The organism is Streptomyces sp. NPDC002734 (assembly GCF_040295685.1).
Lineage (GTDB): Bacteria > Actinomycetota > Actinomycetes > Streptomycetales > Streptomycetaceae > Streptomyces.
This window is the reverse complement of the sequence record NZ_JBEOVU010000038.1, coordinates 18,518-30,981: the sequence shown is the minus strand read 5'-3', so window position 1 is coordinate 30,981 and position 12,464 is coordinate 18,518. Positions and strand designations below refer to the sequence as shown.

Annotated in this window: 7 protein-coding genes; 5 read left to right on the top strand and 2 right to left on the bottom strand. The window is 70.8% G+C overall.

Annotated elements, in window-relative coordinates; all coding sequences use genetic code 11:
- The first annotated feature begins 367 nt into the window (after positions 1–367).
- The 5 genes from ABT026_RS27305 (at position 368) to pulA (ending at position 11,105) form a co-directional block, all read left to right on the top strand.
- On the top strand, positions 368–1,639 hold the full coding sequence (locus ABT026_RS27305) for an extracellular solute-binding protein (RefSeq protein ID WP_351117816.1): 1,272 nt from the start codon (positions 368–370) through the stop codon (positions 1,637–1,639).
- Between the two features lie 133 nt (positions 1,640–1,772).
- Entirely contained in the window at positions 1,773–2,708 is a 936-nt protein-coding gene (locus ABT026_RS27300) for a carbohydrate ABC transporter permease (RefSeq protein ID WP_351117815.1), read from the top strand.
- A gap of 10 nt (positions 2,709–2,718) precedes the next feature.
- The gene (locus ABT026_RS27295; RefSeq protein ID WP_351117814.1) at positions 2,719–3,621 is read left to right on the top strand and encodes a sugar ABC transporter permease; all 903 of its coding nucleotides are present in this window, start codon (positions 2,719–2,721) and stop codon (positions 3,619–3,621) included.
- Positions 3,622–3,677: 56 nt separating this feature from the next.
- Entirely contained in the window at positions 3,678–5,378 is a 1,701-nt protein-coding gene (locus tag ABT026_RS27290) for a glycoside hydrolase family 13 protein (RefSeq protein ID WP_351117813.1), read from the top strand.
- 372 nt (positions 5,379–5,750) lie between these two features.
- The gene (pulA, locus tag ABT026_RS27285) at positions 5,751–11,105 is read left to right on the top strand and encodes a pullulanase-type alpha-1,6-glucosidase (RefSeq protein ID WP_351117860.1); all 5,355 of its coding nucleotides are present in this window, start codon (positions 5,751–5,753) and stop codon (positions 11,103–11,105) included.
- 110 nt (positions 11,106–11,215) lie between these two features.
- Here the strand turns inward: pulA and ABT026_RS27280 are convergent, their stop codons facing one another.
- Entirely contained in the window at positions 11,216–11,584 is a 369-nt protein-coding gene (locus ABT026_RS27280; protein WP_351117812.1) for a DUF4190 domain-containing protein, read from the bottom strand.
- A gap of 157 nt (positions 11,585–11,741) precedes the next feature.
- Positions 11,742–12,434, bottom strand: a complete 693-nt coding sequence (locus tag ABT026_RS27275; protein ID WP_351117811.1) for a TetR/AcrR family transcriptional regulator — start codon at positions 12,432–12,434, stop codon at positions 11,742–11,744.
- Between the last annotated feature and the right edge of the window lie 30 nt (positions 12,435–12,464).

The window sequence follows — 12,464 nt, the reverse complement described above, 5'->3', positions numbered from 1 at the left end:
CGTGACCTGTACGCGGGCTGCTGCGTCATGCGCTCCCCGTCTCCTCGTGGCCTTCGATGATGGGCCCTCAGAGACGGACCCGCAAGAACTTGCAAAGTCTTGCACAGGCGTACGAGGAGTCGTCCCGGAAGTGCGACTCACGCCACACCGGGCGAAGTTCGCGTGAGTATGCCCCGATTTGACCTAGGCGGGACCGGCCAGATCGGCTCGCTGGGCGACGGCTCGGACGCGACTAGGACACGGTTCGGCAGCTTTTTTTCTGCAAGGTCTTTCGCACAGGTTGCAGCGCTGTTACGTTTCCGGTCGCCCGCCGGTTGCAAGGACGCAGCCGGCCAGTGCACCGGGCACTCACCCTCAAGGAGAACTCATGCGGCGTGGCATAGCGGCCACCGCGCTGGCGGCGTCCCTCGCTCTGACGGCGACGGCGTGCGGCGGGGAAGGCGACGACTCGAAGGCGGACGGCCCCGTCACCATCACGTGGTGGGACACCACCAACGCGACGAACGAGGCGCCGACCTACAAGGCTCTGGTCAAGGAGTTCGAGGCCGCCAACAAGGGCGTCAAGGTCAAGTACGTCAACGTGCCCTTCGACCAGGCCCAGAACAAGTTCGACACGGCCGCCGGTTCCTCCGGCGCCCCGGACGTGATCCGTGCCGAGGTCGGCTGGACCCCCGCCTTCGCGAAGAAGCAGTACCTCCTGCCGCTGGACGGCACCGAGGCGCTCGCCGAGAAGGACGCCTTCCAGCCGAACCTGATCAAGCAGGCCCAGTTCGAGGGCAAGACCTACGGTGTCCCGATCGTCACCGACACCCTCGCGCTCGTCTACAACAAGAAGCTCTTCGCCGACGCGGGCATCGACAAGGCCCCCGCCACCTGGGACGAGCTGAAGAAGGCCGCCGCGACGATCAAGTCGAAGACCGGCAAGGACGGCTACTGGGGCTCCACCGCCGGCTACTACGCCATGCCGTTCCTCTTCGGCGAGGGCACCGACATGGTCGACGTGGCGGGCAAGAAGGTCACGGTCAACTCGGCCGAGGCCCAGAAGGCGTTCAAGGCCTGGAACGGCCTGTTCGACGGCAAGGGCCTGCACAAGGCCGACGGCACCGCCGACGCCTACGCCCACATCCAGGACGCCTTCGTCAACGGCGAGGTCGCCTCGATCATCCAGGGCCCGTGGGAGATCACCAACTTCTACAAGGGCTCGGCGTTCCAGGACAAGAACAACCTGGGCATCGCCACCGTCCCGGCCGGTTCCACCGGCAAGGCCGGCGCGCCGACCGGCGGCCACAACCTGTCGGTCTACGCCGGCTCGGACAAGGCCCACCAGGAAGCCGCGCTGAAGTTCGTGAAGTTCATGACCTCCGCGAAGTCGCAGGAGTCCGTGGCCCTCAAGAACTCCACGCTGCCCACCCGTGACGACGCCTACACCGACAAGGTCAAGGCCGACCCGGGCATCGCCGGCTACCAGGGTGTCCTGCCCGCCGCCCAGCCCCGTCCCGAGCTGCCCGAGTACGGCTCGCTGTTCGGCAAGCTCGACGCCGAGCTGCCCGCCGTCGCCAGCGGCAAGAAGACCCTCGACAAGGGTCTGACCGCGATCGAGACGGAGATGGCCAAGCTCCTGCCGGGCTTCACCAAGTAAGACCGGCAGCCTCGACCGGGGTGACCGCCGGACCCGACCTGACACGGGTCCGGCGGTCGCCCCCGCCACGGTCGCCCCCCTCCCTCCCCTCCCCGACGAACGGCCGCTCTCCGGCCTCGAAGGTGTCGTTTCCATGATCGCTGCGATCCGCCACGGATGGCGCCGGCACTGGTACGCCTACGCGATGATCGCGCCGGTGGTCCTCGTGCTGGGCGTGCTCGTCCTGTACCCACTGGTCTACGGCTTCTGGCTCACCCTGACCGACGCGAACTCGCTGAACTCCGCGCGCACCATCGGCGTGAACGAGATCGAGGCGACGTACAAGTTCGTCGGGCTGGACAACTACGCGGACATCCTCTTCGGGGAGACCGCGTACGACCGGTTCTGGTCGCACTTCATCTGGACCATCGTGTGGACCGTCGCCTGTGTGACGCTGCACTACACGCTCGGTCTGGGCCTGGCCCTGCTGCTCAACCAGAAGCTGCGCGGGCGCACCTTCTACCGGCTGATGCTGGTCCTGCCGTGGGCGGTGCCCACCTTCGTCACCGTCTTCGGCTGGCGCTTCATGCTCGCCGACGAGGGCATCATCAACGCCGGCCTGGAACTGCTGCACCTGCCGACGCCCCTGTGGCTGGAGGACACCCTCTGGCAGCGGATCGCCGCGATCATGGTGAACACCTGGTGCGGCGTGCCGTTCATGATGGTCTCCCTGCTGGGCGGCCTCCAGTCGATCGACGGCAACCTCTACGAGGCCGCCGAGCTCGACGGAGCGTCCCCCTGGCAGCGGTTCCGCTACGTCACCCTGCCCGGCCTGCGCTCGGTGAGCTCCACCGTCGTCCTGCTGGGCATCATCTGGACCTTCAACCAGTTCGCGGTGATCTTCCTGCTGTTCGGCACCAAGGCGCCGGACGCTCAGATCCTGGTCACCTGGGCCTACTTCCTGGGCTTCGGCCAGCAGCCGCGGGACTTCGCCCAGTCGGCGGCCTACGGCATGCTGCTGCTCGCGATCCTGGTCGTCTTCACCTCCTTCTACCGCCGCTGGCTGGCCCGCGGCGAGCAGCAGTCCTGAGGCAGGAGCCATGACTACCCACACCCTCGAGACCCCCGTCGAGGCGGCACCCGCACGGACCGCGCGGAAGGCGGTGCGCCGCCGCGGCGAGACCCGCCCGCTGGTCCGGGCCGTCTCGCACGTCGTGCTGATCGTCGCGAGCCTGATCGCCGTCCTCCCGGTCGCCTGGATCTTCCTGCTGTCGCTCGGCCCGGACAAGGACGACTACCTGCGGCCCGGCGGCATCTTCGGCAAGGCCACCCTGGACAACTACGTCACGGTCCTGTCCGACAGCAACTTCCTGTACTGGCTCAAGAGCTCCCTGATCGTCTCGCTGGGCACCACCGTGCTCGGCGTGCTGATCGCGGCCACCACCGGCTACGCGGTCTCCCGGATGCGCTTCCCCGGCCAGAAGAAGCTGATGTGGGTGCTGCTGTGCACCCAGATGTTCCCGATCGCCGTGCTGATCGTGCCGATGTACCAGCTGCTGACGAGCCTGCGGCTGATCGACACCTTCGGCGGCCTCATCCTGGTCTACTGCTCCACCGCCGTCCCCTACTCGGCGTGGCTGCTCAAGGGCTACTTCGACACGATCCCCTTCGAGATCGACGAGGCGGGCCGCGTCGACGGCCTGAGCCCCTTCGGGACCTTCCTGCGGCTGATCCTGCCGCTGGCCCGCCCGGGCCTGGCGGTCGCCGCGTTCTACAACTTCATCACCGCCTTCGGCGAGGTGGCCTTCGCCTCGACCTTCATGCTCGACGACACCAAGTACACCCTCGCGGTGGGCATGCAGAGCTTCGTCAGCGAGCACGACGCCCAGCGGCACCTGATGGCCGCCACCGCGGTCCTGGTGGCGATACCGGTCTCGGCCTTCTTCTACCTGGTCCAGAAGAACCTGGTCACCGGCCTCACCGCCGGCGGCACCAAGGGCTGACCGCGCCCCGCACCTCCCCCCACCGACAGCGACCCTCGGCACACAGCAAGGACGTCATGAGTCACCAGACCGCCGAACCGGTTTCTCCCACGCACCGCACGGCACCCCGCACCGCCGGCCACGCCGTCGCCGACCGCCGCGACTGGTGGCGGGACGCGGTCATCTACCAGGTGTACCCGCGCAGCTTCGCCGACAGCGACGGCGACGGCATGGGCGACCTGCCGGGCATCCGCACCCGGCTGCCCTACCTGCGCGACCTGGGCGTGGACGCGGTGTGGCTGAGCCCCTTCTACGCCTCCCCGCAGGCCGACGCCGGCTACGACGTCGCCGACTACCGCGCCGTCGACCCGATGTTCGGCAACCTGCTGGACGCCGACGGCCTGATCCGCGACGCCCACGACCTGGGCCTGCGGATCATCGTCGACCTGGTGCCCAACCACTCCTCCGACCAGCACGAGTGGTTCAAGCGGGCCCTCGCCGAGGGCCCCGGCTCGCCGCTGCGCGACCGCTACCACTTCCGCCCCGGCAAGGGCGCGAACGGCGAACTCCCGCCCAACGACTGGGAGTCCATCTTCGGCGGCCCGGCCTGGACCCGGGTCACCGAGCCCGACGGCACGCCGGGCGAGTGGTACCTGCACCTGTTCGCCCCCGAGCAGCCCGACTTCAACTGGGACCACCCGGCGGTCAACGACGAGTTCCGCTCCATCCTGCGCTTCTGGCTGGACATGGGCGTCGACGGCTTCCGGATCGACGTCGCCCACGGCATGGTCAAGGCGCCCGGTCTGCCCGACATCGGCGGCAACGAGCAGGTCAAGCTGCTCGGCGACGGCGTCGTCCCGTTCTTCGACCAGGACGGCGTCCACGAGATCTACCGCCAGTGGCGCCTGATCCTCGACGAGTACAGCGGCGACCGCGTCTTCGTCGCCGAGGCCTGGACCCCGACCGTCGAGCGCACCGCCCACTACGTGCGCCCCGACGAGCTGCACCAGGCGTTCAACTTCCAGTACCTGAGCACCCACTGGGACGCCGCCGAGCTGCGCGAGGTCATCGACCGCACCCTGGAGGCGATGCGCCCGGTGGGCGCGCCCGCCACCTGGGTGCTCTCCAACCACGACGTGACCCGGCACGCCACCCGCTTCGCCAACCCGGCGGGCCTGGGCACCCAGATCCGTGAGGCCGGCGACCGCGAGCTCGGCCTGCGCCGCGCCCGTGCCGCCACCCTGCTGATGCTGGCGCTGCCCGGCTCCGCGTACCTGTACCAGGGCGAGGAGCTCGGCCTGCCGGACGTCGTCGACCTGCCCGACGAGGCGCGCCAGGACCCGGCGTACTTCCGCGGCGCGGGCCAGGACGGCTTCCGCGACGGCTGCCGGGTGCCGATCCCGTGGACCCGTGAGGGCTCCAGTCACGGCTTCGGCGACGGCGGCAGCTGGCTCCCGCAGCCCGCGGGCTGGGGCGAGCTGAGCGTCGAGGCGCAGCAGGGGGTGTCCGGCTCCACGCTGGAGATGTACCGCACCGCTCTCGCCGTCCGCCGCGAGGCGCCCGACCTGGGCGCCGGCGAGGCGGTGGAGTGGCTGCCCGCCCCCGAGGGCGTGCTGGCCTTCCGCCGCGGCGCGTTCGTCTGCGTCGCCAACACCACCGGCGAGGCCGTGCCGTTCGCCGCGCCCGGCCGCCTGCTGACGGCCAGCGGCGAGGTCACCGTCACCGACGGCAAGGCCCTCGTCCCGGCCGACACGACGGCCTGGTTCACCACGGCCTGACCCACGGCCGGCACAGACGACCGGTGGGTCACGGGGCGGCGTTCCGCCCGCTCGACCGCCCCGTGACCCACCGGCTCCTCACGGTCCTTCCCGGACCCACGGTCCCTCCAGGACCCACGGTCCTTCCAGGACCGGACGACCCCCGCACCACCGCACGTCTCCCCGTGGCCTGCCGCTCTTCCGCGGCAGGCCACGGGTGAACTCACCCCCCGCCGCGGCCATCCCCCACGCTCCGCCGGCCGTAGGCCCATCGCAGCTCACCGGACGTCAAGGAGGACCTTCGTGGTGAGTACCAGGAGAACCGGAGCGGCATCGCCGCTCCCCGGCCCGGCCGGCGTCACGCCGCGCCGAGGCCTCGCGGGCGGGGCGCGGATCGCCGCCACCGCCGTCGCCGCCGCCCTCGCGGCCACCCTGCTGCCGCCGCTCGCCGCCCAGGCCGCCGAGCCCCCGGCGCCCCCGTCGGACGCGAAGCTCGCCGCCCAGCCGGCCCGCCACGACCTGACGCGCGACCAGTTCTACTTCGTCCTGCCGGATCGTTTCGCCAACGGCGACACCTCCAACGACCGCGGCGGCCTCACCGGCTCCCGCACGGTCACCGGCTTCGACCCCGCCGACAAGGGCTTCTACCAGGGCGGCGACCTCAAGGGCCTCACGAAGAAGCTCGACTACATCAAGGGCCTGGGCACCACCGCCATCTGGATGGCGCCCATCTTCAAGAACCAGCCCGTCCAGGGGACCGGCGACCAGGCGTCGGCCGGCTACCACGGCTACTGGATCACCGACTTCACCCAGGTCGACCCGCACTTCGGCACCAACGCCGACCTGGAGAAGCTGATCGACGCCGCCCACGCCAAGGGCATGAAGGTCTTCTTCGACGTCATCACCAACCACACCGCCGACGTCGTCGACTACCAGGAGAAGTCCTACTCCTACCTCTCCAAGGGCGCCTTCCCGTACCTGACGAAGGACGGCGAGCCCTTCGACGACGCCGACCACGCCGAGGGCCGCGACCGCTTCCCCGCCGTGGACTCCTCCTCCTTCCCGCGCACCCCCGTGGTGCCGGAGGCGAAGAAGGACGTCAAGGTCCCCGCCTGGCTCAACGACCCGGCGATGTACCACAACCGCGGCGACTCCACCTACGCCGGCGAGTCCACCACCTACGGCGACTTCTCCGGCCTGGACGACCTGTGGACCGAGCGTCCCGAGGTCGTCTCCGGCATGGAGAAGATCTACCAGCGCTGGGTCAGGGACTTCGGCATCGACGGCTTCCGGATCGACACCGTGAAGCACGTCAACATGGAGTTCTGGAGCCAGTGGGCCACCGCCCTCGACGCGTACGCCGCGAAGCGGGGCCGGGACGACTTCTTCATGTTCGGCGAGGTGTACTCCAGCGACACCTCCGTCACCGCCCCGTACGTCACCGAGGGCCGCCTCGACTCGACGCTCGACTTCCCCTTCCAGGAGGCCGCGCGCCAGTACGCCTCCCAGGGCGGCAGCGCGAAGAAGCTCTCCTCGGTCTTCGGCGACGACTACAAGTACGCCACCGACAAGGCGAACGCCTACGAGCAGGTCACCTTCCTCGGCAACCACGACATGGGGCGCATCGGCCACTTCCTGAAGGCCGACGGCTCCGGCGCCTCGGACGCCGCGCTGCTGCGCCGGGCGAAGCTCGCCAACGAGCTGATGTTCCTGGGCCGCGGCAACCCGGTGATCTACTACGGCGACGAGCAGGGCTTCACCGGCAACGGCGGTGACAAGGACGCCCGCCAGACCATGTTCGCCTCGAAGACCGCCGACTACCTCGACGACGACCAGCTCGGCACCGACCGCACCCACGCCGAGGACGCCTTCGACACCAAGGCGCCGCTCTACGAGCAGATCAGCGCCCTCGCCAAGCTGCGCAAGGCCCACCCGGCCCTCGCCGACGGTGTCCAGACCGAGCGCTACGCGGCCGACGGGGCGGGCGTCTACGCCTTCTCCCGCACCGACGTGAAGTCGGGCGTCGAGTACCTGGTCGCGTTCAACAACGCGGGTGAGGAGAAGTCGGCCACCTTCGCCACCGGCTCCGCCGACGCCTCCTTCCGCGGCATCCACGGCACCGACGCCACCGTGCGCAGCGACGCCGACCGCAAGGTGACGGTCACCGTCCCGGCCGGCTCCGCCGTCGTGTTCCAGGCCAAGGCCCCGCTGCCCAAGCCGGCCGCCGCGCCCTCCGTCACCCTCACCGCCCCGGACGCCGGCGCCACCGGCACCGTCACCGTGAACGCCGATGTGGACGGGGGTCAGCTCAACCGCGTCGTCTTCGCCGCCCAGGTCGGCAACGGCCCGTGGAAGGTGCTCGGCTCCGCCGACCACGCCCCCTACCGGGTCACCCAGACCATCGGTGAGGACGTCCCCGCCGGCACCGCCCTGCGCTACAAGGCCGTGGTCGTCGACCGCGCCGGCCGCACCGCGAGCGACCTCGCGCAGAGCACGACCGGCACCCCGCCGGCGCCCGAGGTGCCGACCGCCGTCTCCCGCGACCACGTGCTCGTCCACTACAAGCGCACCGACGGCGACTACGACGACTGGGGCCTGTACGCCTGGGGCGACATCGCCGAGGGCGAGGCCACCGAGTGGCCCAAGAGCCACCCCTTCGTCGGACGCGACGCCTACGGCGCCTTCGCCTGGGTCAAGCTCAAGCCCGGCGCCTCCGACGTCGGCTTCCTGGTCATCGACAAGGACGGGAACAAGGACGTCGCCGCCGACCGCACCGTCGACGTCACCCGCACCGGCGAGGTCTGGATCGAGCAGGGCAAGGAGGCCGTCGTCACCGAGAAGCCGGCCGCCGAGTACCCCGAGCCCGACCGCTCCAAGGCCGTCCTGCACTACCACCGCGCGGACGGCGACTACGACGGCTGGGGCCTGCACGTCTGGTCCGGCGCCGCGAACCCGACCGACTGGGCCCGCCCCGTGCAGCCCAGCAAGGTCGACTCCTTCGGCGCGGTCTACGAGGTGCCCCTCGCCGACGGCGCGACCAGCCTCAGCTACATCCTCCACAAGGGCGACCAGAAGGACCTGCCCACCGACCAGGCCCTCGACCTCAAGGCCAACGGCAACGAGGTCTGGCTGCTGGCCGGCCAGGAGAAGTACCTGCTCCCGCAGCCCGCGGGCAGCTCCGGCGCCCTCGACCTGACGAGCTCCAAGGCCGTCTGGATCGACCGCACCACCGTCGTCTGGGACGGCTCCCCGGCCGCCGCCTCCACCCAGTTGCTCGCCTCCGGCGACGGCTCCCTCGCGGTGAAGGACGGCGCGCTCACCGGCGACGCCACCTGGTTGCGGCTGACGGCGGGCAAGCTCACCGACGAGCAGAAGGCCCGCTTCCCGCACCTGGCCAAGGGCACCGCCTGGACCGTCGACCCGCGCGACGCCGACCGCGTCCGCACCGCCCTGCGCGGCCAGGTCGTCGCCGCCCAGCACGCCGCCAACGGGGCGGTCCTCGCCGCCACCGGCGTGCAGACCGCGGGCGTCCTCGACGACCTGTACCCGAAGGCCGCCCAGGCCGACCTCGGCCCGGTCTTCTCCCACGGGCGCCCCACCCTCTCCGTGTGGGCCCCCACCGCGCAGGACGTCGACCTCCAGATCGGCTCCGTCACCGCGGACATGAAGCGGGACGCCACCACCGGCGTCTGGTCGGTCACCGGCCCCGCCTCCTGGAAGAACAAGCCCTACCGCTACGCGGTGAAGGTCTTCGCGCCCACCGAGCAGAAGGTCGTCGTCAACAAGGTCACCGACCCCTACTCGGTCGCCCTGACCGCCGACTCCACGCACAGCCTGGCCGTCGACCTCGACGACCGCTCCCTCGCCCCCGAGGGCTGGGCGAAGCTCACCAAGCCCGAGGCCGTTCCGCTGCGCGACGCGCAGATCCAGGAACTGCACGTGCGGGACTTCTCCGTGGCCGACCCGACCGTCCCGGCCGGCGACCGCGGCACCTACCGCGCCTTCGCCGACACCGGCAGCGACGGCTCCAAGCACCTGAAGGAGCTCGCCGAGGCGGGCACCTCGCACGTGCACCTGCTGCCCGTGTTCGACATCGCCACCATCGGCGAGCGCACGGCGGACCAGGCCACCCCGGACTGCGACCTCGCGTCGCTGCCCGCGGACTCGCCCGCCCAGCAGGAGTGCGTCACCGCCACCGCGGCCAAGGACGCCTACAACTGGGGCTACGACCCGTACCACTACACCGTGCCGGAGGGCTCCTACGCCTCCGACCCGGACGGCACGAAGCGCACCACCGAGTTCCGGCAGATGGTCAAGTCGCTCAACGACGACGGCCTGCGCGTCGTGATGGACGTGGTCTACAACCACACCGCCGCCAGCGGCCAGGCCAAGACCTCGGTCCTCGACCGGATCGTGCCCGGCTACTACCACCGGCTCCTCGCGGACGGAAAGGTGGCCACCTCCACCTGCTGCGCCAACACCGCCCCCGAGAACGCCATGATGGGCAAGCTGGTCGTCGACTCCGTGGTCACCTGGGCCAAGGAGTACAAGGTCGACGGCTTCCGCTTCGACCTGATGGGCCACCACCCCAAGGCCAACATGGTCGCCGTCCGCAAGGCGCTGGACGCCCTCACCCTCGAGAAGGACGGCGTCGACGGCAAGAACATCCTGCTGTACGGCGAGGGCTGGAACTTCGGCGAGATCGCCGACGACGCCCGCTTCACGCAGGCCACCCAGAAGCACATGGCCGGCACCGGCATCGCCACCTTCTCCGACCGGGCCCGTGACGCCGTCCGCGGCGGCGGCCCCTTCGACGAGGACCCGGGCGTCCAGGGCTTCGCCTCCGGTCTCTACACCGACCCCAACACGTCGAACGCCAACGGCAGCGAGGCCGAGCAGAAGGCGCGCCTGCTGCACTACCACGACCTGATCAAGGTCGGTCTGACCGGCAACCTGGCCGGCTACCGCTTCACCGACACCTCCGGCAAGGAGGTGACCGGCGCGCAGGTCGACTACAACGGCTCGCCCGCCGGCTACGCCGAGGCCCCGGGCGACGCCCTCGCCTACGCCGACGCGCACGACAACGAGTCGCTGTTCGACGCCCTCGCCTTCAAGCTGCCGGCCGGCACCCCGGCCGGCGACCGGGCCCGGATGCAGGTCCTCGCCATGGCGACCGCCGCCCTCTCGCAGGGTCCGGCGCTCTCCCAGGCGGGCACCGACCTGCTGCGCTCGAAGTCGCTGGACCGCAACTCCTACGACAGCGGCGACTGGTTCAACGCCATCCACTGGAACTGCGAGGCGGGCAACGGCTTCGGCCGCGGGCTTCCCCCTGCGGCTGACAACGAGCCCAAGTGGGGCTACGCCAAGCCGCTGCTGACCAAGGTGTCGGTGGGCTGCGAGGAGATCCAGGGCGCCTCCGCCGCCTACCGTGACCTGCTGCGGATCCGCTCCACGGAGAAGGCGTTCTCCCTGGACAGCACGGCGAAGGTGCAGCAGAAGCTGTCCTTCCCGCTCTCCGGCGAGAAGGAGACGCCCGGTGTCATCACCATGCGCCTCGACGACCTGGTGGTGGTCTTCAACGCCACCCCCGCGGCCGCGGAGCAGCACGTGGGCGGGCTCGGTGACGGCGGGTGGCGTCTCCACCCGGCGCAGGCCTCCGGCTCCGACCCGGTGGTGAGGTCGGCCTCCTACGAGGACGGCACGTTCAGCGTGCCGGGCCGGACGGTGGCGGTGTTCACCGCCTCCTGACCCGGTCCCGAGAAACACCGAACGGCGTCCCCCACAGCCTGTGGGGGACGCCGTTCGCCGTTCCGGAGCGGGGTACGCGGGTACGCAGGCCGCTCGCCGCGGCCGCGCGGTCAGTCGTTGACCTGGTCGCCGTAGTCCCGCTCGCAGGCGTCCATCTCGGCCTGGGTGTCCGCCTGCTTCACGCACTCCCGCAGGTCCTTCACCTCGTCGGTGCCCAGCAGCGACGCGCCCACCACGACCAGCAGCAGGGAGCCGGCCAGCGCCAGCGCGCCCAGCACCGCGCCGGTCACCGACAGCTTGCGGTGCGGCGCCCCGTCGCGGCGGGCCCGGCGTATGCCGAGGATGCCGAAGACCAGCGCGAGGACCCCGAGCAGGATGCCGCCGACCACGGTCCAGAAGAAGACCACCGCCAGGATGCCGAGCACCAGGGCGGGTACGGCGAGGCCGTTCCTCGGCTGCGGCCGGTCGTAGGAGGACATCACGTCACACTCATCTCTGGGGAGGGGCCGACTGGATACGAACAGCCGTGTTCCCCGGGAGCGTTGCCGGATTCCTGTCGACCGCCGTGGCGGCCGTCGCGCGGACGGCCGTCGCGCGGCCCTCGAGCCGGTCCTCAGGCGGCCCCGGCCGAAACTCTCAGGCGGCCAGTGCCGCGAGCCTGCCGATCAGTTCGACGAAGGGACTGTCCTGCGGCTCCTCGGCCAGCACCCGGCGCAGCAGGCCGGCCAGCAGCGGGTCGGAGGTGGCGGCGACGGCGGCGAGCGCGGCGAAGTCGTGCACCAGCTGCACCTCCAGCTCCTCGCGCGGGATCACCCGCCCGGACAGCCAGAGCAGTGCCGTCGACTCGGCGTGCGAGATCCACGAGCGCAGCAGCAGCTCCAGCCGCGGGGAGACCGGCCCGTCCAGCGCCATGTGCTTCAGCATCTGCTCGAAGGCCACCTGCCGGACCCCGTCGACCAGCGCGTTGGTGGTCGACGAACCCACCGCCGGGCCGCCGCGCATCAGCGCCGAGAACCCGGGGCCGTGATCGTCGACGAAGTCGAAGAAACGGCGCGTCACCCGCAGCAGCCGGGCGCCCAGCGGGCCCTCCCGCGGCTCGGTGAACCGCCCCGCGAGGTCCTGCGAGGCCAGCTTCAGCGCCGCCTCGTACAGGCTGAGCTTGCCCGGGAAGTAGTGGTACACCAAGGGGCGCGAGATGCCGGCGGCCGCGGCGATCTCGTCGATGGAGACCTCGTCGGGCGAGCGGTGGCTGAACAGGTCGAGTGCGACGTCGATCAACTGCTGCCGCCGCTCCTCGACCCCCATCCTGCGGCGTACCCCGGTAGTCATACGAACACCTTAGCGGCGGGTGTCCGCCCG

What these genes read in the sequence shown, in the direction of transcription:
- ABT026_RS27305 (WP_351117816.1), top strand. Translation starts at nt 368, where the DNA reads ATGCGGCGTGGCATAGCGGCCACCGCGCTGGCGGCGTCCCTCGCTCTG.
- ABT026_RS27300 (WP_351117815.1), top strand. Translation starts at nt 1,773, where the DNA reads ATGATCGCTGCGATCCGCCACGGATGGCGCCGGCACTGGTACGCCTAC.
- ABT026_RS27295 (WP_351117814.1), top strand. Translation starts at nt 2,719, where the DNA reads ATGACTACCCACACCCTCGAGACCCCCGTCGAGGCGGCACCCGCACGG.
- ABT026_RS27290 (WP_351117813.1), top strand. Translation starts at nt 3,678, where the DNA reads ATGAGTCACCAGACCGCCGAACCGGTTTCTCCCACGCACCGCACGGCA.
- ABT026_RS27280 (WP_351117812.1), bottom strand. Translation starts at nt 11,584, where the DNA reads ATGTCCTCCTACGACCGGCCGCAGCCGAGGAACGGCCTCGCCGTACCC.
- ABT026_RS27275 (WP_351117811.1), bottom strand. Translation starts at nt 12,434, where the DNA reads ATGACTACCGGGGTACGCCGCAGGATGGGGGTCGAGGAGCGGCGGCAG.